The sequence below is a fragment of the Sphingomonas sp. genome (genome assembly GCF_026460985.1).
Taxonomy (GTDB): domain Bacteria; phylum Pseudomonadota; class Alphaproteobacteria; order Sphingomonadales; family Sphingomonadaceae; genus Sphingomonas.
This window is the reverse complement of sequence record NZ_JAPKNM010000064.1, coordinates 92,066-118,741: the sequence shown is the minus strand read 5'-3', so window position 1 is coordinate 118,741 and position 26,676 is coordinate 92,066. Positions and strand designations below refer to the sequence as shown.

24 protein-coding genes and 2 tRNA genes are annotated in these 26,676 nt (G+C 67.6%); 11 read left to right on the top strand and 15 right to left on the bottom strand.

Going from position 1 to position 26,676, the window contains the following annotated elements:
* Positions 1-14: 14 nt before the first annotated feature.
* The 6 genes from MT490_RS10595 to MT490_RS10570 all read right to left on the bottom strand — a co-directional run bounded on the left by MT490_RS10595 (position 15) and on the right by MT490_RS10570 (position 7,860).
* On the bottom strand, positions 15-1,346 hold the full coding sequence (locus MT490_RS10595; RefSeq protein WP_297387027.1) for a PepSY domain-containing protein: 1,332 nt from the start codon (positions 1,344-1,346) through the stop codon (positions 15-17).
* Positions 1,346-3,316 carry a TonB-dependent receptor gene (locus MT490_RS10590; RefSeq protein ID WP_297387024.1) on the bottom strand — a complete coding sequence of 657 codons (1,971 nt, stop codon included), beginning with the start codon at positions 3,314-3,316 and terminating at the stop codon, positions 1,346-1,348. The genes MT490_RS10595 and MT490_RS10590 overlap by 1 nt, the downstream gene beginning before the upstream one ends.
* Positions 3,317-3,370: 54 nt before the next feature.
* Complete coding sequence (locus tag MT490_RS10585) at positions 3,371-3,793, bottom strand: hypothetical protein (protein WP_297387021.1); 423 nt, start codon at positions 3,791-3,793, stop codon at positions 3,371-3,373.
* 55 nt (positions 3,794-3,848) lie between these two features.
* On the bottom strand, positions 3,849-4,196 hold the full coding sequence (locus MT490_RS10580; protein ID WP_297387018.1) for a DUF952 domain-containing protein: 348 nt from the start codon (positions 4,194-4,196) through the stop codon (positions 3,849-3,851).
* Positions 4,197-4,386: 190 nt separating this feature from the next.
* Complete coding sequence (gyrA, locus tag MT490_RS10575) at positions 4,387-7,152, bottom strand: DNA gyrase subunit A (protein WP_297387015.1); 2,766 nt, start codon at positions 7,150-7,152, stop codon at positions 4,387-4,389.
* Between the two features lie 105 nt (positions 7,153-7,257).
* Positions 7,258-7,860, bottom strand: a complete 603-nt coding sequence (locus MT490_RS10570; RefSeq protein ID WP_297387012.1) for a hypothetical protein — start codon at positions 7,858-7,860, stop codon at positions 7,258-7,260.
* Positions 7,861-8,059: 199 nt separating this feature from the next.
* Between MT490_RS10570 and MT490_RS10565 the strand changes: the two genes are divergently transcribed.
* A complete protein-coding gene (locus MT490_RS10565; RefSeq protein ID WP_297387010.1) occupies positions 8,060-9,313 on the top strand; it encodes a tetratricopeptide repeat protein in 1,254 nt (417 codons plus the stop codon).
* A gap of 55 nt (positions 9,314-9,368) precedes the next feature.
* Here the strand turns inward: MT490_RS10565 and MT490_RS10560 are convergent, their stop codons facing one another.
* The gene (locus tag MT490_RS10560; RefSeq protein WP_025495035.1) at positions 9,369-9,836 is read right to left on the bottom strand and encodes an Lrp/AsnC family transcriptional regulator; all 468 of its coding nucleotides are present in this window, start codon (positions 9,834-9,836) and stop codon (positions 9,369-9,371) included.
* Between the two features lie 181 nt (positions 9,837-10,017).
* Here MT490_RS10560 and MT490_RS10555 point away from each other — a divergent pair, with 181 nt between their 5' ends.
* The 6 genes from MT490_RS10555 to MT490_RS10530 all read left to right on the top strand — a co-directional run bounded on the left by MT490_RS10555 (position 10,018) and on the right by MT490_RS10530 (position 14,995).
* Positions 10,018-11,730: a HAMP domain-containing sensor histidine kinase gene (locus tag MT490_RS10555; RefSeq protein WP_297387007.1), complete on the top strand. Its 1,713-nt coding sequence runs from the start codon at positions 10,018-10,020 to the stop codon at positions 11,728-11,730.
* A gap of 6 nt (positions 11,731-11,736) precedes the next feature.
* Positions 11,737-12,786: a polysaccharide deacetylase family protein gene (locus MT490_RS10550; RefSeq protein WP_297387003.1), complete on the top strand. Its 1,050-nt coding sequence runs from the start codon at positions 11,737-11,739 to the stop codon at positions 12,784-12,786.
* Positions 12,777-12,852: transfer RNA gene (locus tag MT490_RS10545), tRNA-Ile, on the top strand. The genes MT490_RS10550 and MT490_RS10545 overlap by 10 nt, the downstream gene beginning before the upstream one ends.
* Positions 12,853-12,995: 143 nt before the next feature.
* Positions 12,996-13,072, top strand: a tRNA-Pro gene (locus tag MT490_RS10540).
* A 175-nt stretch (positions 13,073-13,247) separates the two neighbouring features.
* Positions 13,248-14,387: an SGNH/GDSL hydrolase family protein gene (locus MT490_RS10535; protein ID WP_297387000.1), complete on the top strand. Its 1,140-nt coding sequence runs from the start codon at positions 13,248-13,250 to the stop codon at positions 14,385-14,387.
* A 200-nt stretch (positions 14,388-14,587) separates the two neighbouring features.
* Complete coding sequence (locus MT490_RS10530; RefSeq protein WP_297386997.1) at positions 14,588-14,995, top strand: DUF2147 domain-containing protein; 408 nt, start codon at positions 14,588-14,590, stop codon at positions 14,993-14,995.
* Between the two features lie 156 nt (positions 14,996-15,151).
* Here the strand turns inward: MT490_RS10530 and dctA are convergent, their stop codons facing one another.
* The 3 genes from dctA to MT490_RS10515 form a co-directional block, all read right to left on the bottom strand.
* A complete protein-coding gene (dctA, locus tag MT490_RS10525; protein ID WP_297386994.1) occupies positions 15,152-16,477 on the bottom strand; it encodes a C4-dicarboxylate transporter DctA in 1,326 nt (441 codons plus the stop codon).
* Between the two features lie 120 nt (positions 16,478-16,597).
* Positions 16,598-16,831: a hypothetical protein gene (locus MT490_RS10520; RefSeq protein ID WP_297386991.1), complete on the bottom strand. Its 234-nt coding sequence runs from the start codon at positions 16,829-16,831 to the stop codon at positions 16,598-16,600.
* 172 nt (positions 16,832-17,003) lie between these two features.
* Positions 17,004-18,377 carry a M28 family peptidase gene (locus MT490_RS10515; RefSeq protein WP_297386988.1) on the bottom strand — a complete coding sequence of 458 codons (1,374 nt, stop codon included), beginning with the start codon at positions 18,375-18,377 and terminating at the stop codon, positions 17,004-17,006.
* 152 nt (positions 18,378-18,529) lie between these two features.
* Between MT490_RS10515 and ettA the strand changes: the two genes are divergently transcribed.
* Entirely contained in the window at positions 18,530-20,209 is a 1,680-nt protein-coding gene (gene ettA / locus MT490_RS10510) for an energy-dependent translational throttle protein EttA (RefSeq protein WP_297386985.1), read from the top strand.
* 43 nt (positions 20,210-20,252) lie between these two features.
* On the opposite strand, the gene MT490_RS10505 is transcribed toward ettA, so the two are convergent.
* Positions 20,253-21,053, bottom strand: a complete 801-nt coding sequence (locus MT490_RS10505; RefSeq protein ID WP_297386982.1) for a transporter — start codon at positions 21,051-21,053, stop codon at positions 20,253-20,255.
* A gap of 84 nt (positions 21,054-21,137) precedes the next feature.
* On the opposite strand from MT490_RS10505, the gene MT490_RS10500 reads away from it, so the two are divergent.
* Genes MT490_RS10500 through MT490_RS10490 form a run of 3 tightly spaced genes read left to right on the top strand, consistent with a single transcriptional unit; the run spans position 21,138 to position 23,075 of the window.
* Entirely contained in the window at positions 21,138-21,881 is a 744-nt protein-coding gene (locus tag MT490_RS10500; protein ID WP_297386980.1) for a hypothetical protein, read from the top strand.
* Between the two features lie 37 nt (positions 21,882-21,918).
* Positions 21,919-22,383: a GNAT family N-acetyltransferase gene (locus MT490_RS10495; RefSeq protein ID WP_297386978.1), complete on the top strand. Its 465-nt coding sequence runs from the start codon at positions 21,919-21,921 to the stop codon at positions 22,381-22,383.
* Between the two features lie 41 nt (positions 22,384-22,424).
* Positions 22,425-23,075 (top strand): hypothetical protein, encoded by a 651-nt coding sequence (locus MT490_RS10490; protein ID WP_297386975.1) that lies wholly within the window; start codon positions 22,425-22,427, stop codon positions 23,073-23,075.
* Between the two features lie 47 nt (positions 23,076-23,122).
* Here MT490_RS10490 and MT490_RS10485 read toward each other — a convergent pair whose 3' ends face one another.
* The 4 genes from MT490_RS10485 to MT490_RS10470 all read right to left on the bottom strand — a co-directional run bounded on the left by MT490_RS10485 (position 23,123) and on the right by MT490_RS10470 (position 26,617).
* On the bottom strand, positions 23,123-23,503 hold the full coding sequence (locus MT490_RS10485; RefSeq protein WP_297386972.1) for a DoxX family protein: 381 nt from the start codon (positions 23,501-23,503) through the stop codon (positions 23,123-23,125).
* 109 nt (positions 23,504-23,612) lie between these two features.
* The gene (locus tag MT490_RS10480; RefSeq protein ID WP_297386969.1) at positions 23,613-23,891 is read right to left on the bottom strand and encodes an acylphosphatase; all 279 of its coding nucleotides are present in this window, start codon (positions 23,889-23,891) and stop codon (positions 23,613-23,615) included.
* Between the two features lie 110 nt (positions 23,892-24,001).
* Positions 24,002-24,478, bottom strand: a complete 477-nt coding sequence (greB, locus tag MT490_RS10475) for a transcription elongation factor GreB (protein WP_297386967.1) — start codon at positions 24,476-24,478, stop codon at positions 24,002-24,004.
* Between the two features lie 132 nt (positions 24,479-24,610).
* Positions 24,611-26,617 carry a lytic transglycosylase domain-containing protein gene (locus MT490_RS10470; RefSeq protein ID WP_297386965.1) on the bottom strand — a complete coding sequence of 669 codons (2,007 nt, stop codon included), beginning with the start codon at positions 26,615-26,617 and terminating at the stop codon, positions 24,611-24,613.
* Positions 26,618-26,676: the final 59 nt, after the last annotated feature.

Genomic DNA, 26,676 nt, shown 5'->3' with positions numbered 1-26,676 from the left:
CGCTTTCCGAACCGTCAAGCATCTATTGGCGAAAGACCGAGCCATTGGCGTGCGGCGGTCCATCGGGGAAGCAGCAGGCGGTCCACGAACGCCACCAATGCGAGCGTCGCGCCGAACAGCGGCATGGCCAGCGCGAGCAGCAGCAGCGTCCCGATCAGTAGCGGTCCGTAGCGCGGTCGGGAGAGCGGTATCGGCGCACCCAGCAGGCCCTGCGGCCGTCGGCGCCACCACATCACCGCACCGGAAACCGACAAGGTCGCGAGGAGCAAGGCGGTGAGCGTGCCTAGCAGCTGATTGGCGAGACCGAACAAGGCGCCTTCGTGCGCGGCGATGCCGTAGCCGACGGCGCGGTCGAGCCAGTGCCGCTCGGCGAAGTCGCGCCGCGAGACGAGCGCGCCGGTGGTCCCGTCCACGGTGATTCGCGTGCGCAGCGAGCGGTTGGCGGCGTCGGAGGTCACCGTCCATGCCGCGCCCTTTGTGGCGGGAGGGGCGATGAGCACCGGCGGCGCAATGCCGAGCGGGTAGGCCGCGGCGACGACGCGATCGAGCTCGGCACCCTCGGTGGCGACGTGCGGCATGCCCATCCCGCCGTGCTCGGCATGGTCGCCCAGCATCGCGCTGCGCGCACCGGTCGGCCAATCTTGCGGTCCGTCGAGCGTGCCGGTGACGGTGCGCACTTCCTTGAAATAGCTCCCCCAGAACTTCGCCCAAGGCAGGCCGGTCGAGATCAGGAACAGCGCCAGCGCCGCCACCCAGATGCCTGCCACCGCGTGCAGGTCGCGCCAGAAGACGCGCTTGCCGCTCCGCAGGCGCGGATAGAGCACACCGGCGAGCCCGCGTGCGCGGCGCGGCCACCAGAGATAGAGGCCGGTGAGCAGCATCGTCACCGTCCAGCAGGCGGCGATTTCGACCAGGTAACTGCCGGGATTGCCCGCGCGGAACTTGCCGTGCAGCTCCGATATCACCCGCATCGGTCGTGCGCTCTCGGCCTCGGTCGCCAGCACGCGCAGGCGATACGGGTCGACATAGACGCGCGTCTCGTCGCCGTCCTTGCCTACGATCACCCGCGCAGCCTCGCTCGGCCGCTCCGGCAATTGGTATTTGTGCAGTGTCGCGCCCGGCACCGCGGCGAGCGCGACGCGGACCTGCGCGTCGGCGCTCGCCCTTGGGCCCGATGGCGTCAGCGTGTCGTAGGGCCGCTCCAGCCACGCCTCGATCTGCGGCTTCCACAGATAGATCGTCCCCGTCGCGGCGAGCCACAGGACGAAGGGCATGCAGAACAGCCCGGCATAGAAATGCCAGCGCCACACCGCATTGTACCAGCGCGCGCCCGGAGCGGCCGCCATCAGAACGCCGCCCGCACGCCGGCGAAGACGCTGCGCCGCTCGACCGGGGTGAAGATCGCGCTGGCGGGTGTGTATTGCACCACGGCGGAGATATCGCCCACCGCCTTGCGTCCGCCGAGGTTGCGCGCGTCGGCGAACAGGGTGAATCGCTCGTCGACCCGCGCCTCCGCGCTCAACCCGAACAGCATATGACCATCGGTGCGGAAGCTGTTGGCATAGTCCGCCCAGGCGCCGCGCGGTGTCCATTCGAGATTGGGCGCGACATGCAGCGCCTCGCCGCCCAGCCGCAGCTCGGCGCGATAGAGATGCTCGGGGATCACCGGCAGGCGGTTATCGCCGAACTGCGCGTCGCCGCGGAAGCGGAAGTCGCTATACTGATAGACCTGCCGCAGTCGCGCCCAGACGGCGAGGTTTAGGTCGAGCCCCAGCTCGACGCCCTGGTGCCGCGTCCGGCCCGCGTTGAAGGTCGAAGCGGGGATCGTCGGCGGCGCGACATTGTACTGGAGCAATTCGCCGTCGAGATCGGCGCGATAGAGGCTGAGGTCGAAGCGCAGCGGCCCGATCCGGCCGCGTCCGCCGATCTCCGCGGTCCAGCCGCGCTGTGCGTCGAGCGGCACGAAGCTGGAGATCTGCGCGAGTTCGATGAAGCCGGGCAGCTCGTGGCTGCGGCTCAGATTGGCGTAGAGCTGGACCTGGCCGCTCGGCTCGAACAGCAGCCCGAGCTTGGGCGAAAGCTGGTCGAACGTCGCCCGCCCGGTCGCCACCACGGGGAAGACCTGGTCCTGCCGTCGCAGCCCCGAAGTATAGACCGTCCCCGCGATCAGCGTCAGCCGCTCGGCCGGGCGGATGCGCGCCTCGGCATAGGCGTCGATCGTCCGCGCCGCCTGGTCCGCCGCGAAGGTCTTGGCGCCTTGCTCGCCGTCGACGTTGACGAAGCGACGCGAGGCGACGGTTCCGAACCGCGCGGTCACGCCTGCGGTGAAGGCGAACGCGCCGAAATCCTGGTCGAGCCGGGCATAGCTGCCCCAGTCGAGCGATTTCTGGTCGACCAGTTGGAAGATCGGGTGGTGGAGCTGCTTGGCGTTGAGGAACACGCCGAGGTCGAGCTTGCCGTCGCCGATCGCGATGGTGGTGCGGTTCTGCAGCCGCAGCGAGTCGATGTCGCGCGCCTGGTCGCCCGCGAAGTTGCCGCTTTCGGGCGTCGACAGTGCGGCGGCATAAGTGAGCGCGCCAGGCAGCTCCTGCCGGATCGTCTGCGCGCTGGCGTAGAAGCGTGTCTCGACGCCCTCGCTCAGCCGCAGCCCGATATTGCCGTTGACCCGCAGCGCCTTGCGGCGGGCGTGGTCGCGGTCGCCGTCCGAACGGTCGCCCGCGATCGCCAGCCAGGCGTCGCCGCGCTCATCGGCATAGCCCGCGCTGGCGAAGCCGCGCAGCGTATCGAAGCCGCCCCCGTCGATCCGCAGCCGCACCCCGTTCGACGAGCGCCCGGTGGGCGTGACGCCGTTGATCGCGCCGCCCAGGGTCGAGGCGCCGAAGCGCAAGGCATTGGCGCCGCGGAACACCTCGACATGCTGGAGGAAGGCGGGATCGAGCTCCTGGAAGTCGCCATTGTCATCGGCGAGGTTGACGGGAATGCCGTCCTGCAGCAGCGTCAGCCCGCGCATGTGGAAGCCGCGGCTGATCCCCGAGCCGCGGATCGAGAGGCGGACTTCCTGGCCGAAGCGCGGCTGGGCATAGATTCCGGGCGAGAAAGCGAGCGCGTCGCGGAGCGACACCGCGACCTTCTCGTCGAAATCGCCGGCGGGCACGACATTGGCGCCGCCCGGCGTCTCGCCGACGCGCTGTATGGCTTCCTCGATAAGCTTCTCGGCAGTGACGACGATCTCGTCGCGTGGCCTTTCCTGCGCGAAAGCGGGGAGGGCGGCAACGAGGAGGGGCGCGCCCAGCAGGACGCGGTTGTGACGGGACATGTACGGGATTCCTCACGAGACGAACGGTGGCGCGCAGGTGCGCGCGCGGCGGCGTCAGGCGAGGCTGGGCGGTCCGGTCGAACGGGGCGGCGGCGCGGCGAGCCCGCGGCCGGGAGTCGCGACGAGGGTCGGGCGAAGCGGCTCGGCGAGGGTAGCCGGCGCGGGCGGCAGGGGTGCGAAGTCGACCGCCGCGAGCGGCTGGGCCGCGGCGGCGAAGGCGCAGGGCTGGTCGGGCGCGGGCTTGTGCGCGGGCACCGGCTTCTCGCCGACCGCCTTGGCGAGCAGGGCCTTGGCTTCGGCTGGTGCCTCGCCTCCGCTGATGCCGCTGTCGTCGCACCATGCGAGCGCGATGCCGGCGGCATCGGCCTGCGGCATCCAGCCCGCGGGCACCAGCAGCCGCAGCACCAGTGCGCACGCGACGAGGAACAGCGCAATGCGCCGTCCACTCGTTCCTGCCATAAGGGTGCCCGACTTCATCGCGTGCGCCTTCGCGCAGTTGGCTCGCGCCGGCAAGTGGGCAGTTTGCCCACCCTCAGCCCGCGACCGGGAGCCTCAGGCTGCCGTCGGGCTCGTAATGGAGCTCGCTATAGGCGACGACCGCGTCGAGCGGCAGCGGCCCGTAGATGTGCGGGAAGAGCTGCCCGCCGCGCGACGGCTCCCATTTCACTGCCTCGGCAAGCGCATCGAGGTCGACCGCGGCGAGCCACAGCCCTTCCTGCCCGGCGAAATGCTTGTCGATCGTCTCCTGCAGCTGCGCCGCGGTGGAGAGGTGGATATAGCCGTCGGCCAGGTCGACCGGCGCGCCGGCGAAGCTGCCGTCCTGCTCGAGCGCCGTCATCTGCTCGGCAGTGAGCACCTTGTAGGCGATGGGATCGGGCATGGTCTCTCCGTGGCTGTTCGGGCGAGTACCGCCCAACATCGGTTCTTGTTCCATCGATCGTCACCCCCGCGAAAGCGGGGGCCATCTCCGGCGCGCGCAACCAGCAAAACGGCTGCGATATCGTCTGGAGAAGGCGGGAGATGGGTCCCCGCTTTCGCGGGGATGACGTTATTTGGGTGGCGCCTTAGGCTTACTGCCCATCCTCCGGTCCGCGGGCGAGATCCTCGCCGGTGGTCCCGTCCGGCGTCGGCTCGCCGCTCGCCGCACCATCGCCGAGATTCACCTCCGCCTCGTCCTCGCTCTCCTCGATCCGCGCCGCCGAGACGACATGCTCGTTGTCGGCGACGTTGAACAGGCGCACGCCCGCCGATCCGCGGCCGATCACGCGCAGGTCGCCCAGCGACATGCGGATCATCTTGGCCTGATCGGTGACCAGCATCAGCTGATGCCCCTTGGTGGCCGGGAAGCTCGCGACCACGAGGCCGTTGCGGGCGATGTTGTCGATGTTGGTGATGCCCTGGCCGCCGCGCCCGGTGCGGCGATACTCATAGGCCGACGAGAGCTTGCCATAGCCGTTGGCGCAGACCGTGAGGATGAACTGCTCCTTGGCGACGAGCGCTTCGAAGCGCGCATCATCCATTCGGCGCGGCGCGCGCGTGCCTTCGGTGTCCTCGGCCTTCCACGGCGCATGGCGGAGATAGTCTTCGCGCTCGTCCTGATCCTTGACGCCGACGCGGTGGAGGATCGAGAGCGAGATGACCTCGTCCCCCTCGGTCAGCCGCATGCCGCGCACGCCGGTCGAGGCGCGGCTCTGGAACTCGCGCACGTCGTCGGCGGCGAAGCGGATCGCCTTGCCCTGGCGCGTCGCCAGCAGCACGTCGTCGCCCTCGTCGAGCAAGGCGACGCCGATCAGCCGGTCGTCGGCGTCCTCGCCTTCGAACTTCATCGCGATCTTGCCGTTCGACGGCACGTTGGTAAACGCGTCCATCGAGTTGCGGCGCGCCGAGCCCTTGGCGGTGGCGAACATGACGTGGAGCTTGCCCCACTCATTCTCGTCCTCGGGCAGCGGCAGCACGGTCGAGATCGTCTCGCCGGCGGCCAGCGGCAGGATGTTGACCATCGGCCGTCCGCGCGTGGCCGGCCCGCCCTCGGGCAGGCGCCACACCTTCATCCGATAGACCTTGCCCAGCGTCGAGAAGAACAGCACCGGCGTGTGCGTCGAGGTGACGAACAGCTCGGTGACCGCGTCCTCTTCCTTGGTCGCCATGCCCGCGCGGCCCTTGCCGCCGCGGTTCTGCGCGCGGAAGCTGTCGAGGCTGGTGCGCTTGATATAGCCCTGGACCGTGACGGTCACGACCATGTCCTCGCGCTCGATCAGGTCCTCGTCCTCGATCCCGTCGGCGGCGGCGGCGATCTCGGTGCGGCGCGGCGTCGCATAGGCGTCGCGAACCGTGACGAGCTCCTCGCGCATCACTTCGTAGAGCTTGATGCGGTTGCCGAGGATCTCGAGCAGCTCGGCGATCGATTCGGCGAGCTTGGCGAGCTCCTCGCCGATCTCGTCGCGGCCGAGCGCGGTGAGGCGATGCAGGCGCAGGTCGAGGATCGCGCGGACCTGCACTTCGGACAGGCGATAGCTCTCGCCGGCGACCTCGACGTCGACCGCTTCGACCAGCCGGATATAGGGCGCGATCTCGGCGATCGGCCATTCGCGCTGGAGCAGCGCCTCGCGCGCGACGGCGGGGCTCGACGATCCGCGGATGATCCGGACGACTTCATCGAGATTGGTGACCGCGATCACCAGGCCGAGCAAGATGTGCGCCCGGTCGCGCGCCTTGGCGAGCTCGAACTTCGAGCGCCGCGTGATCACTTCCTCGCGGAAGCGGACGAACGCCTCGACGATGTCGCGCAGGTTGAGCAGTTCGGGGCGGCCGCCGCGAATCGCCAGCATGTTCGCCGGGAAGGAGGATTGCGCGGGCGTGTTGCGCCACAATTGGTTGAGCACCACCTCGGGCGTCGCATCGCGCTTGAGATCGATGACGATGCGGACGCCCTCGCGCGACGATTCGTCGCGGATGTCGCTCACGCCCTCGATCCGCTTTTCCTTTGCGGCCTCGGCGATCTTCTCGACCAGCGCGTTCTTGCCCTGCTGGAAGGGGATCTCGGTGAGGACGATCGAGCGCCGTTCGCCGCGCTGCTCGACCATGTGCCGCGAGCGGACCATGATCGAGCCGCGGCCGGTCTGGTAGGCCGAACGGCAGCCCGAGCGGCCGAGGATGATCGCGCCGGTCGGGAAGTCCGGCCCGGGGACGATCTCCATCAGTTCCTCGAGCGTGACCGCGCCATTGTCCATATAGGCCAGGCACGCGTCGATCACTTCGCCGAGATTGTGCGGCGGGATGTTGGTCGCCATGCCGACGGCGATGCCGCCCGCGCCGTTGACCAGCAGGTTGGGGAAGCGGGCAGGGAGGACCGTCGGCTCGCTCTCGGAGCCGTCATAATTGTCCTGGAAGTCGACCGTGTCCTTGTCGATGTCGTCGAGCAGCGCCGAGGCGACGCGGGCGAGGCGCGCTTCGGTGTAGCGCATCGCCGCGGGCGGATCGGGGTCCATCGAACCGAAGTTCCCCTGGCCGTCGATGAAGGGCACCCGCATCGACCAGTCCTGGGCCATGCGCGCCATCGCGTCGTAGATCGAGCTGTCGCCGTGCGGATGGTACTTACCCATCACCTCGCCGACGAGGCGAGCCGACTTGCGATAGGGGCGGCCGGCGACGAACCCCGATTCCTGCGCGGCATAGAGGATGCGGCGATGGACCGGCTTCAGGCCGTCGCGGACGTCGGGCAGTGCACGCGCCACGATCACGCTCATCGCGTAATCGAGGTACGAGGTCTTCATCTCGTCGACGATCGAGATCGGGGTAATATCGGAAGGGTCGGCGAGCAGGGTCTCGTCGGTCAAAGGATCACGCTTTCGGAGTTTGTTACGTTACGATGGCTCTAGCGTGCCCGATACCACCTGCCAACCCGCGCGTGCGCGTACACGCGCGCGAGAGGCGCTCCCCGGCTAGATTCCCGTCACCCCGCATGCGACGGCGACCGCCAGCGGGTTGCCCGCGCCGATCGAGGCGAGCATCTCGTCGCTGAGCAGCTTGAGGAACGCGTCGTCGCTGCCCAGGCCGCGCTTCTTGAGTTCGTCGTCGGTCAGCTTGTCGGACAGCGGCTTGAGCTTGGCGGCGATCTTGTCGAGCGCCGTGGAGTCGCCGTCCTTGCTGAGCTCTTCCGCAGCTCCTTGCAGCAGCGAGAGCGTTCCGAAGCAGAGGACGTCGCGGCGGAAGGGGTCCTTGGGAAGACGCGCGGGGGCGGTGCTGCGCGCCAGCGGGAAGCGCCGGTCGCATTGCGGCGCCAGCACCTTGGCGCTTTCGAGCGAGACCGTCGGCTCCTTTCCGATCTCTTCGGAAAGCGTGTTCAGCCGTTCGAAGAAGCTCGCACCGACTCCTTCCGCCTTGGCGGCGTGCATCGCCATGTGCGTGAACTGCGAGGTCAGACGCATCGGCGATTCGGTGCCGGTCCCCGCAATGACGAGCGTCTGTGCGCAGGTCCTCGCCGCTTTTGCGCCGTCGGCATCGAGCGTGGCGGTCTGCAGCGATAGCGCGAACAAGGTCAGCATGGAAAATTCCCCCGGATTTCGCTATACACCCTAAGCCGTTTTCCGCGTCGGGCGCCAGCGACCGCGCGACGAAACGAGTTCAATCGTCGTTCAGGACGCGCTTGCCATCGCAACGGCGAATGCGTCCGCTTGAATGGCGTGCGGTGGCCATTTAGAGGAGCCGCCGACCGGTATGCCGTTCCCACGAGGAGAGTTGTACATGACGTTCGTTTCGAAGCTCGCGCTGGCCGCCGCGCTGACGCTGGGCGCCTCGGCGCTGGGCACCGCTCCGGCGCTCGCGCAAAAGGCGGACAAACAGAATGCCGGGCCCGAACTGAAGGTCAGCGACGAGTTCCGCAAGCCGGCCGCCGCGGCCGATGCCGCGCTCAAGCTGAAGGATCTCACGACCGCGGACGCCCAGCTCACCGCCGCCGAAGCCATCGCCAAGAATGACGACGAGAAATATTATTCGGCCGTCCTGCGCCTCCAGCTCGAACTCGAGCGCAAGAACGAGGCCGGCCAGATGAAGGCGCTGGGCCTGCTCGCGAGCAACCCCAAGACTCCGCCCGAGCGCGTCAATGCGTATGGCGGCCTGTACAATTACATGCTCGGCTCGCAGCTGGTCTCGCAGAAGAAGCCCGCCGACGCCATTCCGGTGCTGCTCAAGGCGCGCCAGCTCGGCACGAACCAGCCCGATCTGCCGGTGCTTCTCGCCAACGCCTATGCCGCCACCGGCAAGTCGGCCGAGGCGATCGCCGAAGTGAACCGCGCGATCGAAGCGAGCAAGGCCGCCGGGCGTAAGCCGCCGGTCGACTGGTACAAGTTCGTGATCCCGCGCGTGAACGCCAGCGGCGACCGCGCGGCGATGGCCGACTGGCTCAAGCGCTTCATCGCCGAATATCCCACCGTCCAGAACTGGCGCTGGGCGATCCAGATCTATCGTACCCCGGCCGACACCAAGACCCAGAAGATCAATCTCTACCGCCTGATGCGTGCGACCAACGTCCTCGCCGATCGCGCCGATTATGCCGATTACGGCTTCGCCGCGCAGCAGTCGGGCCTTCCCTGGGAAGCGGTCGCGGTGATCGACGAGGGGCGCAAGGCGGGCAAGATCCCGGCGGGCGACAGCGACGTCCAGCGGACCTACACCGCCTCGCAGACCGCGGTGAAGGCCGAAGGTTCGCTCGACGGCCTCGCCAAGCAGGCGGCTGCGGGCAAGGACGGCAAGACCGCACAGCAGACCGCCGACGCGTTCCTCGCCTCCGGCAACTATGCCAAGGCGCTCGAGCTTTACGATCTCGCGCTGCAGAAGGGCAGCGTCGATGCCGACGAGGTCAACCTGAACCGCGGCGTCGCGTTGCGCGCGCTCGGCCGCAAGGAAGAGGCCCGCACTGCGTTCCAAGCGGTCAAGGGGACCCACGCCAATCTGGCGCTGCTCTGGCAGACCTCGATCGACTTCCCGCCGCTCGCCTGAGCGGCGCGCGCAAGCCAGGTTAGGGAAGGGGGCGGCCGCAAGGACCGCCCCCTTCTCACATCTCGGGAACGGGGACGCCCGGCAGCGCCTTCGAGGTGCGGATCGTCAGCGATGTCTTCACATGCTCGACATTGGGCGCGGTGGTGAGCTTGGTAGTCAGGATCTGCTGGAAGCTCTGCAGGTCCGGCGCGACGATCTTCAGGATGAAGTCGATCTCGCCGTTGAGCATGTGGCATTCGCGGACTTCGGGAATGTCCGCCACCAGTTGCTCGAACGCGCGCAGGTCGCTCTCGGCCTGGCTCTTGAGGCTCACCATCGCGAAGACGGTGAGATTGTAGCCGAGCGCGGCGGGATCGAGTGCGGCGTGATAGCCGCTGATCGCTCCCTGCTGCTCGAGCGCGCGGACGCGGCGCAGGCAGGGGGGGGCGGTCAGCCCGACCCGCTCGGCGAGTTCGACATTGGTCATCCGGCCATTATCTTGCAGCAGCCCAAGGATCCGTACGTCGATATCGTCGAATCGCATGGGTTCGTCTCTTTCATTGTGGATTCGTTGCATGCAATGACTGCTAGACTATAAGATAATTACAACGCAACGCAATTGTCCCACAATGCGACGTGCCGAAATGGGCTGTATCCAGCGGGTACTTTCAACCGTTAAGAAATTCTGAAGGCGCAGTCCCGCGCCCCGGGGATGATGGCAGCGCGTGCGCTTCGACGACACTCTCGAGACGGTGCTCACCGCCGATTTGGGCACGCCCTACGGCGTCCAGTCGGCGTGGCGCCAGCTCGTTGATCTGATCGGCCGCCGTCGCGTCCCTCCGGCCACCCGTGCGATGGCGACGCTGCGCGCGATTCGCGGCGAAGTGCCCAAGCCCGTGCGCCAGGCCAGCGCCCGCGCGCTCGAATATGCCAATCCGCCCGCGCCGCTCGTGCGCCTGTTCGCGCGCGACGAACTGCCGATCGCGATCCCCGTGCTGCGCAGTGCCCGACTCAGCGAGGCCGAGTGGATCCAGCTCCTCCCCGATCTCGCTCCCGCCGCGCGGACGGTGCTGCGCAACCGCCGCGACCTGAGCCCGGCGGTGCAGCGCGCGCTGGAGAGCTTCGGGCCGGTCGATTTCGTGCTTCCGAACGACGCCCTGGTGCCCGACGCCGACGTCAGCCACGGCGTCCGCACAGAAGCTGTGGATAGTTCCGCCGGACCGATTGCGGAACCTTTCGCCGGCGCGCAGAAGCTGAGCATGGACCAGAGCGACAGGATCAGGGCCGCGGGCGCCGCGGGCGCAGGCGCGCAGCCTGGTCCGGTCGAGGAAGAGGGTCCGTTCGAGATCGCCGAGGTCGTCGCCCGGATCGATGCTTTCTGGCGCCATCGCGAAGAATCCGGTCCCACGCCGCCGCCCCCGTTGCCGGCCGTTGGGGAGTTCCGTTTCGAGACCGACGAGAAGGGCGTGATCCGCTGGGTCGACGGGGTCAGCCGCGCACCGGTGATCGGGCTGTCGCTCGACCTGGGAACCGCCGAGGGCGCGCATGTCGACGGCATCGCCGCGGGTGCCTTCCGCCGCCGTGCGGGCTTCTCCACTGCGCGGATGCGGATCGAGGGCAGTTCGGATGCCGCGGGAGACTGGCTGATCTCGGCCATTCCCGTCTTCGACCCCGCCAATGGCCGCTTCACCGGCTATCGCGGCACCGCGCGGCGCCCGCGGACCGACGAACGTGCCGAGCCCGCCCGACCGCCCGTCGCGTCGCCTGCCGAATCGCTGCGTCAACTGGTCCACGAGCTCCGCACACCGACCAACGCGATCGCCGGTTTCGCCGAGATGATCGAGACGCAGATGCTCGGCCCGGTCCCCGACGTGTATCGCGCCCGCGCCAACGCCATCCGCACCGAGGCGCACGAGCTGCTCGGCGCGATCGACGATCTGGATCTCGCGGCGCGGATCGACAGCGCGGCGCTCGCACTCGTGCCCGGCCGCGTCGCGCTCCGGCCATTGCTCGCGGGGATCACCGACGATCTCGCGCCGCTCCTCGAGCTTCGCGGCTCGATGATCGCGCTGCCGGTCGAGGACCTTACCGTCGCCGGCGATCGGCGCGCGGTCGAGCGGCTGCTGGCGCGGCTGATGGCGACCCTGGTTTCGGCCAGCAGCCCCGGCGAGCGGATCGGCGTCAATATGGCGCTCGAGAGCGACCAGCGCGTCGCGGTGTCGATCGATCGGCCGCGGGCGCTCGCCGACTATCCCGGCGATCTGGTGCTCGGCATCGACGACGAGCGTGAGGATTCGTCGCTGCTCGGCACAGGCTTCGCGCTGCGCCTTGCCCGCAATCTCGCGCGCGAGCTCGGCGGGGGCCTCGTGATCGAGCCGTCGAGCTTGACTTTGCGGCTCCCCGCCGCCGTAAACAGCCAGGTGGGCCAGGCGATCTAACCGACCGTGGGTGAGCGGCATTCCGGCAGCGGCTATCGCCCGCCAGCGCCCGCACCCGCGTCGTTCGTGCAATGGCCCGAAGGCTTCGGCACGCGTTTCACCATCTTCGTCGACACCGAGGAGGAGTTCGACTGGCGCGCGCCGCTGGCCCGCGAGGCGCGCGGCACCGGCCATATCGCGGCGATGCCAACCGCCCACGCCCGCTTCGCGGCGCACGGCGTGCCGCTCACCTGGCTGGTCGACCATCCGGTCGCGAGCTGCCCGCGCGCGGTCGAGATCCTCGGCCAGCTGATCGAGGACGGGCGCTCGGCGATCGGCACCCAGCTCCATCCCTGGGTCAATCCGCCCTTCGAGGAGGTGGTCAACAACTTCAACAGCTTCGCGGGAAACCTTCCGCCGGCGCTCGAAGAGGCGAAACTCGCCGCGCTGACCGACCTGATCGCCACCGCCTTCGGCTCGCGGCCGCTGGCCTATCGTGCGGGGCGCTACGGCGTCGGCCCGAACACGTTCGCGATCCTCGCCCGGCTCGGATACCGCATCGATACTTCGATGCGCTCGGCCTACGACTATTCGCGCGAGGGCGGCCCCGATTTCTCCATTATTCCCAACCACGCCTTCCACGCCGGCGCGATCGTCGAGCTGCCGCTGACGACGGTCTTCACCGGTGCGCTGCGCCAGGGCGGGGCGGGGCTCCATCGCCGGCTCGGCAGTCTGCCGCGCGGCCGCGGCGCCGCGGCGCGGCTCGGGCTGCTGTCGCGCGTCGCGCTCACGCCCGAGGACATGCCGCTGGCCGAAGCGCTCGAGGCGGTGCGCGTCGCTGTGGGCGAGGGGGTCCGGCTGCTCAATTTCAGCTTCCACTCGCCTTCGATCGAGCCGGGCCACACGCCTTATGTCCGCGACGCCGCCGATCTCGCCGCCTTCTGGCGCTGGTGGAGCGCGGTGTTCGCCTTGCTCGCCCGGCTGGGCGTCGCGCCGGCCTCGCTCGCAGAGATACTCGACGCGGCTTGCGGCGCGGCCCCAACCTCCGCTAGTGCCGCGGGCGCTGGGGGCCTGTAGCTCAATGGTTAGAGCTGGCCGCTCATAACGGCTAGGTTGCGGGTTCGAGTCCTGCCGGGCCCACCAGCGGCGCGCGTGCGCCGCGATAGCACAGCTATCGCGCGTCCTGAGCGCGCCCGGCCGGCGGCGCTACAGCGCCGACCGACGGCGTGGCTTTGCCACGCCGCGACTTGTATCCTGGCGCGCCAGCCTATAAGCGCGCTCGGCGTCGGGGAGTGGCGCAGTCCGGTAGCGCGCCTGCTTTGGGAGCAGGATGTCGCAGGTTCGAATCCTGTCTCCCCGACCATTTTCCGTTCTTTCATATCCGCAACGAGGCGGTTTCGCTCGGCTTGTCCTTTCAAATCTCCTCGAGGGAAGCCTTTGCCATGCTTGTGGGGCGGTTTTGAAACTGGGATAGAAGGCGGGCCGAAACGCTGCGTCAACAGCGCCCGGCCCTGACCAAACGAACGTTGGAGGTTCGCATGGCTACCCTTTGGAATATTCGAAATCAGGAATTGATTGAACCCCGCGCCTTGAGTGCTGCCTTGGCCGCTGCAATGCTGACTCTCGCTTCGTGTAGTGGTGGCGGGGCTTCGGGCAGCATGGTGACGCCGAAGCCGACGCCTGTCCCCACGGCGTCACCCACGATTCAGATCATGGGCGAAGCGCGCATAATGAGCGCCACCACTCTCGTCGCGCTCCTTAATCCCGTGTCTCAGGTCAGTGCCGTTTACAGCTATGGCGACCAAGGACAGCGCATCGATTATCAGCAGGGAACGGACTGGATCGTTAGCGGCAACAGCATCGCGCGCACCGCCGGTTCAAGGATCCCTAACTTCGCCAACTACACCTATACCAAGACAAATGGTGACAAATTCGATTTTGCCGGAGACCCGCGCAACCCGCCGCTCACGATCGGCTACAACATCTATGTCGATTACAGCTCCACAGCTCCGGACCTGACCGTGAAGGCCACCCCGCTCGCAAAGCGCAACGGGACGGTACTCTGTGCCGGAGATAGCATCGCGCACGGCGCGCACACCGTTGCCTCATATTACCATAACAGCGATTGGCAGGGATGGTGCGGGATGCTGCGCAAGAACCTTCAGGGACAAGCGAGCGTGGTGAACGCCTCCATCCCAGGGTCCGTCCTCCAGTCCTTCTCCAGCAATATCGATTCCTGGCTCGCCTCTGATCCGGATACGATCATCCTCGCTTTCGGGATGAACGATCATGTCAATGGCGCCGCATATCTTCCTACCTTCACTCAGCATCTCAACACAGTTCTCGATCGCCTGGGTGCCGAGAATGTACAAGTAGTCCTTGTCGGTTTTTTCCAGCAGAATGAGCGCTGGAACATGGAGGACCCGTCGCAGACCATCGCCTATAACAACGCGATCCGTACCGCGGCGCAGGTGCGCGGACTACCCTTCGTAGATCCCTATGCCGCCTTCGGAAAGGCGGTTGCGGGAAGCGAGCAGTTCTACCACCTCACTGCCGACTTCATGCATCATCCCAATATCTATGGGCAGCGCATATATTACTCGTTGATCATCCCATATTTCCTTGATCGCGACATGCCATCGAGCGCCGTGCCGGACTACGTACTAGGCAATTGGTAAGCATCTCTAAGCTTCCATCGTCAGGGCTTCGCAGGAGGCGCCTTCGCCCAAGGCATTCCAGCGTCTCGGCGAGGTGACTCTTGCGGGATTCCGGGAAAACCCCGCTTCCACCCTAGCTTCAAACCCGGCTACACTCCCGTTCTTCTTCGAGACGGGAGTGACGCATGCGGGCCGAACCCTTGAACAGCCGGCGCGCGCGAATGATGGCGCACCCTTTTTCCCTTCTCGTGGCGCTGGCGCTGCTGACCGGCCAGGCCTCGACGCCCACCGATCGGTCGATCGGTACGTGGCGCAATCCTAAAGACACGGTGCGGGTCCGCGCCCGGCCCTGCGGCAGCGCCATGTGCGGCACGGTGATCTGGGCGAGCGACAAGGCCAAGGCCGATGCCGCCCGCGGCGGCACGCCGAACCTGGTCGGGATGGACCTGTTCAAGAACTTCAAGCGCGACGCCAAGGGCGTGTGGCACGGGCGGGTGTTCGTCCCCGATATCAACAAGACCTTTTCCGGCACGATCACGGTGATCGATCGCAACACGGTCAAGGGAAGCGGCTGCCTGGTCGGGCGCATCGGCTGCAAGTCGCAGGTCTGGACGCGCGTGCCGGAATAGGGGCGCGGTCAGATTTGAGCTGAGGCGATCCACCAATTCCGTTTGCCCTGCTTGTCGAAGGGCAGTCCTTGTCTCGCCCGGCCTGCCGAAGAAGAACGGTGCTTCGACAAGCTCAGCGCGAACGGTGGGGGATCCTTCTCTGCGAAGGCCCGCCCCTCAGTCGGGATCGCTCTCCACTGGCGGCGCGGCGGGCAGTTCGTCGGGCGCGCCGTCGAGCGCCCGCGCCAGCTGCTCGCGGTCGAGCGCGCCTTCCCAGCGGGCGACCACGATCGTCGCGACAGCGTTGCCCATGAAGTTGGTCAGGCTGCGGCATTCGCTCATGAAACGGTCGACGCCGAGGATCAGCGCCATGCCCGCGATCGGCACCTTGGGGACGATCGCCAGCGTGGCGGCGAGCGTGATGAAGCCCGATCCGGTAACCCCCGCGGCGCCTTTCGAGCTCAGCATCGCCACGCCGAGCAATGCGAGCTGCTCGCCCAGGGTCAGCTCGACCCCGGTCGCCTGGGCGATGAACAAGGCGGCGAGCGTCATGTAGATGTTGGTGCCGTCGAGGTTGAACGAATAGCCGGTGGGCACCACCACGCCGACGACTTCCTTGTCGCACCCCGCGCGCTGCATCTTCTCGATCAGGGCGGGGAGGGCGGCCTCGGACGAGGAGGTGCCGAGCACGAGCAGCAGCTCGGCCTTGAGGTAGCGGATCAGCTTGAAGATCGAGAAACCGTTGAGCGCCGCCACCGCGCCGAGGATGCCCAGCACGAAGACCAGGGCGGTGAGGTAGAAGGTACCGACCAAAGCGCCGAGGCTGAGCAGGCTGCCCAGCCCGTATTTGCCGATCGTGAACGCCATCGCCCCGAAGGCGCCGACGGGCGCCGCCCACATCACCAGGGTGACGAGCCGGAAGACGACGAGCGCGATCCGCTCGAGCATGTCGGTCACTGGTCGCGCGGCCTCGCCGGCCAAGGTCAGCGAGACGCCGAACAGCACGGCGACGAACAGGATTTGGAGGATCGACCCGCTGGTGAAGGCCGAGACGAGCGTGGTCGGGATCACCGAGAGGAGGAAGCCGGTGACCGTCGTCGCGTGCGCCTTCTCCTCGAAGCCGTGCACCGTGGCGGCGTTGAGCGTGCGCGGATCGACGTTCATCCCAGCACCCGGCTGGACGATGTGCGCGACGACGAGCCCGACGATGAGCGCCAACGTGGAGAAGAAGAGGAAATAGGCGAAGGCCTTGACCACCACCCGGCCGAGCGCAGCGAGTTGCTGCGAGCCGGCGATGCCGGTGACCACGGTGAGGAAGATCACCGGCGGGATGATCATCTTGACCAGGGCGATGAAGCCTTCGCCGAGCGGTTGCAGGCTCGCCCCGAAGGCGGGCCAGAAGGCGCCTACGCCGATTCCGGCGATGATCCCGATCAGTACCCAGAAATAGAGCAGGCGCCAGAAGGGCCGCTTCAGCCCATCCCCGGTCACGCTGGGTCCCATCCTCGCCCCCTTCGCAATCACGCCGATTCGATACCGCCTGACGCCCATACGGAAAAGGGCGCCCCCGCGGGAGCGCCCTTCCTAACCTTCAGCTCCGATCCCGTGGGACCGGAAAAGAGATCAATGCGCGTTCGCCTCGACGGCGTCGGCCTTGTTCTCTTCGACGTCGGCGGCGTTCTCGAGAACTTCCGCGGCAACGGCGTTGGTCTCGTTCGCAGCGGCGTCGTCATAGATCGCGGCGTTCGCCTCGTGGCTCTCGGCCACGTTCTCGGCGGTGGTGTTGGTGGTGCCGCCGTTGCAAGCCGCGAGCGACATCAGGCCGGCGGTCGCAGCAACAATGAGGATCTTCTTCATCTGGGTTGCTCCCATGGAACTTCAAACGTTTCGCACCCGGCCCGAATGCCCGACGCGAAGCCGCTGGAATAACGGTCGTTGCGCTTGCGTCAATCGCAAATGCGCCGCGACGCAAAAATTCTGCCATTTTTTTGCCCGAATTCGGACATCCGAGCGCCGCGTCGGGCTCCGCTCAGCGCGTCGCGGGGGGCACCGGTCCGATATCCTCGGGCGCGTTGGCGGTGACCGCCAGCATCGCGGTCCAGGCGGCCACATTCTGGCGCAACTGCTCGGGATCGACCTTGTCGAGCGTGTCGTCGGGGGTGTGGTGATAGTCGAAATAACGCAGGCCCGACTGCGACAGGTCGATCGCCGCGACGCCCGACTGGATCACCGCGCCGACGTCCGCGCCGCCGTTCGCAGGCCCGCGACCGCGGCCGATGCCCAAAGGCGCGAGCGCTGCGGCGAGCCGGTCGCCGACGGGCTTGGCGCTCTCGGGGAGTGTCGCGTCGAACTTCCACACCCGGTCGGCACCGAAATCCGATTCGGAGGCGAGCACGTGCCGGTCGCCCTTGTGCGCCTCGAAATAGGCGCGCCCGCCGAACACGCCGGGTTCCTCGGCGCCGGCCCAGAGCACGCGGATCGTGCGGCGCGGCCGGCCGGCGTCCATGACCCGCTTCGCCGCGGCGGTGACGATCCCGCAGCCCGAGGCGTCGTCGATCGCGCCGGTGGCAAGGTCCCAGCTGTCGAGATGGCAGGCGATCAGGACGATGCCGGCGGCGGGGTCGCTGCCCGGAACCTCGGCGATGACGTTGCCCGACTGGCCTTCGCCCTTGAACTGCGGCGTCACGACCAGCTTGAGGCGCACCGGTCCACGCTGGAGCAGCCGTTGGAGCTGCTCGGCATCGGGAAGCGCGAGCGCGGCGGCCGGGATCGGCTTGACGCCATCCGCCCAGTTGGTGCCGCCGGTGTGCGGGTTGCGGTGATGGTCGGTGCCGATCGAGCGGATCAGCGTCGCGACCGCGCCCTTGCTCGCCGCGACGCTCGGCCCCGCGCGCCGCGCCGCGCCGAACACGCCGTAGCTCGATCCGTCCTGGGTCGCTGCCATGCGGTGGTCGATGAAAGCGATCTTGCCCTTGAGGCTGCCCGCCGGCGCCGCCTCGAGGTCGGCGAAGCTGGCGAAATAGACGACGTCGGCTTCGATTCCCTGCGCGCCGGTCGACCCCGAATTGCCCAGCGCCGCGAGGCTGAGCTTCTGCGCCATCGGCCCCAGGACCTCGGCGCGCTCCTCGCCGCGCACCCAGACGGGCATCTTGAACGGTTCGACGCGCACGTTCTGGAAGCCGAGCCCGGTCAGCTTCTTCACCGCCCATTGCCGTGCGCGTTCTTCGGCCTCGGTCGCTGCGAGCCGCTGTCCGATCTCGGTGGTCAGCCCCTCGGTGATCTGCCAGGCGAGCTCGTCCTTCAGCGCCGCATCGCGGAGCGCCGCCACGTCGGCGGTCTGGGCCAGCGAGGGGAGGGGAAGGGCGAGCGCGGCGGCGGCCGCGAGCAGGATGCGCTTGGTCATGGTGCGCGTTGCTAACCGCCCCCGTAACGTTTGCCAATGCCTCGCGTGTTTCCCTTTTGTTTCCATCTGGTCCGCGTTGCCATTTGGCGCTCCGCTCGCTACATCGCCGCCAAACTTCCCGCATCCCAGAGTTCGAAACGGAGACCAGCCCCGTGGCCGCCCAATACGCCTTCGTGATGAAGGACATGACCAAGACCTTCCCCGGCGCTCCCAAGCCGGTGCTCAACAACATCAACCTGCAATTCTATCAGGGCGCCAAGATCGGCATCGTCGGCCCGAACGGCGCCGGCAAGTCGACGCTGATGAAGATCATGGCCGGCGTCGACAAGGATTTCACCGGCGAGGCATGGCCGGGCGAGAACATCACCGTCGGCTATCTGGAGCAGGAGCCCCAGCTCGACCCGACCAAGACCGTGCTCGAGAACGTCAAGGAAGGCGCGCGCCAGACCGCCGACCTGGTCGATCGTTTCAACGCGATCTCGGCGGAAATGGGCGATCCCAAGGACGACACCGATTTCGACGCGCTGATGGAGGAGATGGGCGATCTCCAGGCCAAGATCGACGCGGTCGACGGCTGGACGCTCGACAACCAGCTCGAGGTCGCGATGGAAGCCCTGCGCTGTCCGCCGTCGGATTGGCCGGTCACGAACCTGTCGGGAGGCGAGAAGCGTCGCATCGCGCTCACCCGGCTGCTGATCCAGAAGCCCTCGATCCTGCTGCTCGACGAACCGACCAACCACCTCGATGCCGAGAGCGTCGAGTGGCTCGAGAACCACCTCAAGGAATATGCCGGCGCGGTGCTGATGATCACCCACGACCGCTACTTCCTCGACAATGTCGTCGGCTGGATCCTCGAGATCGATCGCGGCAAGTATTTCCCGTACGAGGGCAATTACTCGACCTATCTCGAGAAGAAGGCCAAGCGCCTCGAGCAGGAGGAGCGCGAGGAGTCCGGGCGCCAGAAGGCGATCAAGGACGAGCTCGAATGGATCCGGCAGGGACCCAAGGGCCGCCAGACCAAGTCCAAGGCGCGTATCGCCAAGTTCGACCAGCTCGTCGCCGCGCAGCAGAACCGCACGCCGGGCAAGGCCCAGATCGTCATCCAGGTGCCCGAGCGCCTCGGCGGCAAGGTGATCGAGGTCGAGAACATCTCCAAGGCCTATGGCGACAAATTGCTGTTCGAGAATCTCTCGTTCATGCTCCCCGCCGGCGGCATCGTCGGCGTGATCGGCCCCAACGGCGCCGGCAAGTCGACCTTGTTCAAGCTGATCACCGGCCAGGAGACCCCGGACAGCGGCACGATCGAGATGGGCTCGACGGTGCGCCTCGGCTATGTCGACCAGAGCCGCGATCACCTCGATCCGTCGAAGAACGTCTGGGAGGAGATCTCGGACGGGCTCGATTACATGAAGGTCAACGGCCACGACCAGTCGACTCGCGCCTATGTCGGCGCGTTCAATTTCAAGGGCCAGGACCAGCAGAAGAACGTCGGCAAGCTCTCGGGCGGCGAGCGCAATCGCGTGAACATCGCGAAAATGCTCAAGCGCGGCGGCAACGTCCTGCTGCTCGACGAGCCGACCAACGATCTCGACGTCGAGACCTTGGGCGCGCTGGAAGAGGCTATCGAGAATTTCGCGGGTTGCGCGGTGGTGATCAGCCACGACCGCTTCTTCCTCGATCGTCTCGCCACGCACATCCTCGCCTTCGAGGGCAACAGCCATGTCGAATGGTTCGAAGGCAATTTCGAAGCCTATGAGGAAGACAAGCGCCGCCGCCTCGGCGACGCCGCCGACCGCCCGACTGCGCTGTCGTACAAAAAGCTGACGCGCTGATCGTCTGACGCGCCCTTGCCGCTGGAGCGGGAAGGGCGCGTTTCTAGAAGCGCCGCGTGATCCCCACGTAAAGCTCCACGTCGGGGCTCGCCGCGTTCAGCCCGGCCACTGCGCCCGCATCGAGCTGGAGGTCGCCCCTGGGCTGCCAGGCCAAGGAGAGGCTCGCCAGCTTCTTCGTGGCGTGGCCGCTCGGATCCTCGTCGCGCAATGCCTGGAATTCGAGCGCGCCGCTCACCGCCTCACCGATCTGGGCACCCAGCCCGATCACGCCGCCGAAAGCGAGATGCCGCCCGCGCCGGTCCGCATCGACCGCGGCATCGACTTCGGGTGTCAGCGCGATGCTGAAACTATCGCTCAGGCTGTAGCTGAGCGGCACGATCAGCCCGCTTCCCCAGTCGCCCGCGCCGATCGTCGCGCCGCCGGTGGGGAGCGTGACATAGGGCATAACCGCCGCCGAGAATCCCGACCCGTCCGGGTGCGAGAGGTTGCGACGTACCGCGAGCGTGACGTCGCCGATGCCAGAGCCATGGCTGATCGTCCCGGCGAGCTTGTCGCGCGCGCGGACCGCGCCCAACGCGGTCCAGCCGACCTGCACCTCCATGTCCCCGGTCACGCCGTAGCGGAGCAGCAGGTCGCCCATCGTCCAGCTGTCGGTGCGCGTGCTGTCGTCCTGGTCGAGCGACCAGTCGACCACGCCCAGCTCGGCGACGACATGCCCGCGATCGACCGTGCATGCCGGCGTGCCGAGCCCCGGTCGGTCGGGGCAGAGCGACCTCAGCTCCTGCGCCTGTGCGGCGCCGGTTCCGGCGAACAGGACGCATGCGAGCGTGAGGAAGCGCTTCATGCCATGCTTCATAGACGGTCGGGCAAAGCCGCGATACTTTCTGCGGAAGGGTAGACTGCCTCTCTCATGAGCGGGGTTGGGGATATGACCGGACTGGCGGCCCTCATCACGGCGATCGCGGCGCTCATTGCCGCGATCGTCTGGCCGGTTTCGCTGATCGTGCTGTTCCTGTTGTTCCGCGCGCAGATCCTGCTCGCGGCGGAGAATGTGCCCGCGCTGGTAAAGCGGATGCGCAAGGTGAAGCTCGGCGTGTTCGAGGCCGAACTGGAGAAGGAGACCGAGGGGCTGGTCGACGCGGCGCTGGCCGATCCCAGCAAGATCTCGCCCCAGCAGATCCGCTCGGCGACGCGCGTCCAGGTCGCGGCCAGGGCGCTCGACGACCAGGCGCTCCGGGCGCAGCTCAAACAGCTCTCGCTCGAGTTCGACATCCTGCGCAAGACCTTGCCCTCGGGCCGCGAACGTTCGCGTGCGATGACCGAGATGCTCGTCAAGATGCGCACCATCGGCCCGGCGCTGTCGCACCTGATCGGCGAGCTGAAGGCGTCGGACTCCCCCGGCGAGCGACTGGCCGCGATCGCGATGATGCAGCTCGATCCCGACCTGCTCGACCTCGACTGGCTGCTCGATCGGTTCAAGAGCGATCCGCCCTTCCTCTTCTTCCAGTCCGCCTTCGCGCTCAAGAACGCGGCGCGCCTTCTCGGCCCCGAGGACGATGCCAAGATCCGCCAGACCGCCGAGAAGGCGCTCCAGCAGGTCATGGCCTATGCGGGCGAGCCGGACGCGAATACCGTCCAGTTGCTGGAGGAGATCGTCGGCGGCGAGAACTGACTTCTGTCGGTGCCGTCCGCTGTCTATCAAAACCGACATGCTCGATATCGAATATCAGCGCTGGACGGGGCCGATCCGCGACGCCGCCGATCCGCTGCTCGCGCTCTGCAAGGCGGTGTTCCCGGAGTTCGACCCCGATTATCTGCTCGGCCGCTTGCCCCATATCGCCGATCCGGATCTGTGGCTGGCGATCGAGGGCGGCGAATGGGTCGGGTTCAAGCTCGGCTATCGACGCGGCGAGGCGCTGCTCTATTCGTGGCTCGGCGGCGTGCATCCGCGCCTCCGCGGGCAGGGTGTGGCCTCGCAGCTGATGCGGCGCCAGCACGCGCATGCCGCCGTCGCCGGTTATCGCTTCGTCGAGACCCGCACCCGCGCCGCCAACAACGCGATGATCCTGCTCAACCTCCGCCACGGCTTCCACGTCGCGGGTTTCGAGGTCGACGCCCGCGGCATCGAAGTCGTGACGCAGCGCAAGGCGCTGGAAAGTGCGTTAGCTGAGTAAAACACGCTGGACGGCCGCGCCGGCGCGGCTAGACTGGAGCGATGCTGTTCCTTGCACTGGCGGCACAGGCCGCGCTCCCCGCCGTCGACGGCGCCCGCCTCCAGCCCGGCACCGTCTGCTACGCCATCGCCCGCGGCGAGACGGTGATGGGCGCGACGCTCCAGACCGTGAAGGCGACGACCGCGGACGGCGTGCCGGCCTGGGATGTCGTCATCCACCAGCGCGTCGGCGACAAGTTCGACCTGCGCGATCATTTCGTGCTGCGCCGGAAGGACCTCACCCCGATCGCCTTCGACAGCCGCAAGGCGGGCGTCGAGCATGTCCGCGTCGCCTATGCGACGGGCAAGCTCGTCACGACCCGGGCAGGGGGTGCTCCGCAAGAGACCGCGCTGACCGGCCCCGTCTGGGAAGGCAATCTCTGGGGGCTCACCTTCGCCGCGCTGCCGCTGGCGGAGGGCGCGCATTTCGAGCTCCCCTTCTACCAATATGACAAGGGCCTCGGCCGCTTCAGCCTCGACGTGGTCGGCAGCGAGAAGGTCGGCGATCGCGACGCCTGGGTGGTCGAGACCAGCCCCGACGGGCAGCGCAAGGTCCGCTACTTCATCGGCAAGGCGGACCATGCCGAGCTCGGCTATGCCGGCGGCGGCTTCGCGCAGCGGCTAGGCGGCGATTGCAGCGGCTTCCCGCAATGATCCGCGTGCAGGAGACGGTCGCGAAACGCGCCTCCTGCAGCTGATCGTCAGCCGCGGTTGCGCGCCGCGTCGACGCTCCACGGACCCGCGCCCGCGGCCGCGAGGTAGAGGAAGATGAAGGCGTAGAGCAGGATCGCCTCGCCGCCATTGACCGAGGGATAGAAGCCCTTGGGGGCGTGCGCCATGAAATAGCCGACCGCGCACATGCCCGAGGCGATGAACGCCACCGGTCGCGTGAACAGCCCGATCAGCAGTAGCGCGCCGCCCACCAGCTCGATCCCGCCGGCCGCGTAGAGCAGCGGATTCAGCGGATAGGGGAAGGGCGGCAGCCCGAAGAACTTGGACGTGCCGTGGTGCATGAAGGCGAGCGCCGTGACGATGCGCAGCACGCTCAGCAAGGGACCGGACCAACTCGCGGGAAGGGGCATGCATTCCTCCTGTCTGAACGGCGCGCTCGGTCGCGCCGTTTCGAAGGCGGAACCTTTCATGCCCGCGTGCCGGAATCAACCGGCGCCGATGAAACCCTGCGTTTCCCGTTCAGGCGGTGAAGCGTTTGGTGAAGCCCTTGGTCTGCCGCTCGCCTTCGGCCGAGAAGGCCTCGACATGGTCGACGCGCGCCAGCGGGGACCCCTCGTGGCAGCCCTCGACCAGCTTCGCGACGCTGTCGTCGTCGCCCGAGACCAGTATCTCCACGCGCCCGTCGCGCACGTTGCGCACCCAGCCGGTCAGGCCGGTGCGTTGCGCCGTGCGCACCACCCAGTCGCGATAGCCGACGCCCTGGACGCGGCCGGAAACCAGAATACGCTGTGTCGTCATAAACCCTACGCTGACCCGGCCCCGAACCTTGGGGGCCCGTCGACAGTCTAGCACGGTGTGTCGAAAGCGGAGGGGTGTGGCGATTCGATTCACCGCATACCGGGCACGATTCAAGGGTAAGTGACCGCGATCACTTCATATTCGCGCTCGCCGCCGGGCAGGGTGACCCGCCTGAGGTCGCCGATGCCGGCCCCGCGCAGCGCGCGTGCGAGCGGGGCATTCCAGCCGATCAGCCCCTTGCCTGCATCGGTCTCGTCGTCGCCGACCAGGGTCAATTCGCGCTGGTTGTCGTCCTCGTCGGCGATCGTCACCGTCGCGCCGAAGAACACCCGGTTGCGGTCCTCCTGCGCGGCGGGGTCTACCACCTTGGCGGCCTTCATCCGCTTCGACAGCCAGCCCAGCCGGCGGTCGATCTCGCGCAGCCGCTTGCGGCCGTAGATATAGTCCCCGTTCTCCGACCGGTCGCCATTGCCCGCGGCCCAGGCGATCGTCTCGACCAGTTGCGGCCGCTCGGTCGCGAACAGCGCGTCATACTCGGCGCGGAGCGCGGCGTAGCCGGCGGGAGTGATGTAGTTGGGGCGGTCCATCGGATGTCCATACGTCATCCCCGCGAAAGCGGGGACCCATCTCGTGCAGAGGCCATGTAATACTACAGCGGTTTTGCGCGTGGAGGGTGCCGGAGATGGGGCCCCGCTTTCGCGGGGATGACGATCAAAAGGTCATCCCGGCCGGCTCTTCCCCAGATACCAGCTCATGTTCGCCGGCCCGCGCGAGCGGGCATGCTGGGGGTTCATCAAATCGTAGACCACGGCGTTCTCCAGCACGCGCTGGACATAGTTCTTGGTCTCGAAGATCGGGATCTGCTCGACCCAGCGGATCATGTCGCCGCCCGGCAGCCGCGGATCGCCATTGGCGCGGAGCCATTTGTTCACGTTGCCCGGGCCGGCATTGTACGCCGCCACCGCCAGCGGATAGCTGCCGTAGAGGTTGAACATCCGCTGGAAATAGGTCGAGCCGAGCTTGATATTGTAGTCGGTATCGGTGGTCAGCGAATCCCGGTTGTAGCTGAGCCCCAATTTGCCCGCGGTCTCGGCCGCGGTGCCCGGCATCAGCTGCATCAGCCCGCGCGCGCCGGCATGGCTCACCGCGGCGCGATCGAACTGGCTCTCCTGTCGCGCGATGGCGTGGACGATCGTCCAGTAATCGCGCTGGGATTCGGGGACGCGCACCGAGGGGAAGCCCGCCGCGGTATAGTCCGACAGCCCGTTCTCGAGCGCGCTGCGCCCCACCATCACCCCCAGATCGGGCCGGCCGATCGTCCGGCTGAGCTCGGCGGCGAGGACATGGTCGCTGTCGGTGGTCGCGTCGCGCGCGATCTGGCGGATGAACAGGCCCTGCGAGACGCGGTCGCCCATATTCCCGAGCAGCTGCGCCGCACGCACCGTCTCGCGCCGGTAGAAGGCGTCGCGCGCCACCGGATCGGCGAGCCGCGTGTCGAGCGGCGGCGGGCCCTTCAGCGGGCGGCCGAGCCGCTCGGCGGCGAGCTGGCCGTAATAGAGGTCCGAGAAGCCCGCGGCGCGCGTGAAATAGTCTTGCGCCGCCACCTGATCGCCCGCCGCCTCGGCCGCGCGGCCGGCCCAATAGAGCCCCTTGGACTGGGTCGTCGGGGTCTTCGAGCCCCTGGAATAGCGCTCGAACATCCCGATCGCGTCGCGCGGACGGGCGAGATTGTAATAGGCGGTCGTGCCTGCCAGCCAGGCCAGGCTGGTATAGTCGTCGCGCTCGCCCAGCGGCAGCTCGGCGATGACCGTGGTCGAGGGAAAGGCGTCGTCGACCTGGCTCGCGATCTGGTAGGCAAGGCTGTGCTGCCCGTCCGAGGAGGCGCCGCGCGCCGCCGTGAGCAGCACTTCGTACCATTTCTCGGCATCGCCGGGATAGGCGGTCAGCCGCGGCCGCTGGGCGAGATAGGAGCGCATCGCCGGGCTTTGTCCGGAATCGCGCAGCCAAAGCGCGCGGTCGGCGAGATAGCCGGGATCGCTGCGGCCGATGTCCATCGCGTTCGCGCCCTTGAGCGCCGCGTCCGGTGCCTTGGTCCGGAACGCGATCCGCGCCTCGAAGATCGGACGCTTGGCCGGCGAGACGAAGGCGAGCTGCCGGGTCGCCGCGCTGGTCGCGCCCTTCCACAGCAGCATGTCGGCCCGCGCGTCATGGTCGGCGGGAGTGAGTGCCGGCAGGAAGCCAGCCATGAGCTTGCTCTCGTCGGCGGGGCGCAGCGTCCCCGCGCGCCAGGCCTTGCGCGCCTGCTCGTTGGCCTCGGCGCGCCTGCCCGAGGCGGCCAGCGCCTCGGCGAAGCGCAGATGGCCTGCCGGGGTGAGCGGCGGGAAGCGCTCGAAGAACTGCACCGCCAGCCCAGGCGCCCAGGTTCCGCTGTCGAGCACGGTCTCGGCCGCGGCGCGCCGGCTCGTCTCGCCCGGCCAGCCTGGATGGGCGAGCATGAAATCGGCATAGTCGGAGAAGGGCCAGTTGTCGGACTGCTGGAGCCGCTTCCACTCGGTCAGCGCGGTCGCGACCGGGTCCGACTGGGCATAGGCCGGAGACACCGGCGAGGCCATGTTCTGCAACGCCCCGGCGACCGACCCGATTTGTTCCTGCGTGAGTTGCGATGAAACCGCGACCCCCGATACGCCAGCGAGCAGCACTGCGCTCTTGATAACAGACCCGAGCATGCTGGACATCATACGGAATCGCCGCCTATCTGCCAGTCCCGATCTCGGGATTCGAGGAA

Coding starts and splice junctions, on each gene's coding strand:
- MT490_RS10595 (WP_297387027.1), bottom strand. CDS start 1,346: ATGGCGGCCGCTCCGGGCGCGCGCTGGTACAATGCGGTGTGGCGCTGG.
- MT490_RS10590 (WP_297387024.1), bottom strand. CDS start 3,316: ATGTCCCGTCACAACCGCGTCCTGCTGGGCGCGCCCCTCCTCGTTGCC.
- MT490_RS10585 (WP_297387021.1), bottom strand. CDS start 3,793: ATGAAGTCGGGCACCCTTATGGCAGGAACGAGTGGACGGCGCATTGCG.
- MT490_RS10580 (WP_297387018.1), bottom strand. CDS start 4,196: ATGCCCGATCCCATCGCCTACAAGGTGCTCACTGCCGAGCAGATGACG.
- MT490_RS10570 (WP_297387012.1), bottom strand. CDS start 7,860: ATGCTGACCTTGTTCGCGCTATCGCTGCAGACCGCCACGCTCGATGCC.
- MT490_RS10565 (WP_297387010.1), top strand. CDS start 8,060: ATGACGTTCGTTTCGAAGCTCGCGCTGGCCGCCGCGCTGACGCTGGGC.
- MT490_RS10560 (WP_025495035.1), bottom strand. CDS start 9,836: ATGCGATTCGACGATATCGACGTACGGATCCTTGGGCTGCTGCAAGAT.
- MT490_RS10535 (WP_297387000.1), top strand. CDS start 13,248: ATGGCTACCCTTTGGAATATTCGAAATCAGGAATTGATTGAACCCCGC.
- MT490_RS10530 (WP_297386997.1), top strand. CDS start 14,588: ATGATGGCGCACCCTTTTTCCCTTCTCGTGGCGCTGGCGCTGCTGACC.
- dctA (WP_297386994.1), bottom strand. CDS start 16,477: ATGGGACCCAGCGTGACCGGGGATGGGCTGAAGCGGCCCTTCTGGCGC.
- MT490_RS10520 (WP_297386991.1), bottom strand. CDS start 16,831: ATGAAGAAGATCCTCATTGTTGCTGCGACCGCCGGCCTGATGTCGCTC.
- MT490_RS10515 (WP_297386988.1), bottom strand. CDS start 18,377: ATGACCAAGCGCATCCTGCTCGCGGCCGCCGCCGCGCTCGCCCTTCCC.
- MT490_RS10505 (WP_297386982.1), bottom strand. CDS start 21,053: ATGAAGCGCTTCCTCACGCTCGCATGCGTCCTGTTCGCCGGAACCGGC.
- MT490_RS10500 (WP_297386980.1), top strand. CDS start 21,138: ATGACCGGACTGGCGGCCCTCATCACGGCGATCGCGGCGCTCATTGCC.
- MT490_RS10495 (WP_297386978.1), top strand. CDS start 21,919: ATGCTCGATATCGAATATCAGCGCTGGACGGGGCCGATCCGCGACGCC.
- MT490_RS10490 (WP_297386975.1), top strand. CDS start 22,425: ATGCTGTTCCTTGCACTGGCGGCACAGGCCGCGCTCCCCGCCGTCGAC.
- MT490_RS10485 (WP_297386972.1), bottom strand. CDS start 23,503: ATGCCCCTTCCCGCGAGTTGGTCCGGTCCCTTGCTGAGCGTGCTGCGC.
- MT490_RS10480 (WP_297386969.1), bottom strand. CDS start 23,891: ATGACGACACAGCGTATTCTGGTTTCCGGCCGCGTCCAGGGCGTCGGC.
- greB (WP_297386967.1), bottom strand. CDS start 24,478: ATGGACCGCCCCAACTACATCACTCCCGCCGGCTACGCCGCGCTCCGC.
- MT490_RS10470 (WP_297386965.1), bottom strand. CDS start 26,617: ATGCTCGGGTCTGTTATCAAGAGCGCAGTGCTGCTCGCTGGCGTATCG.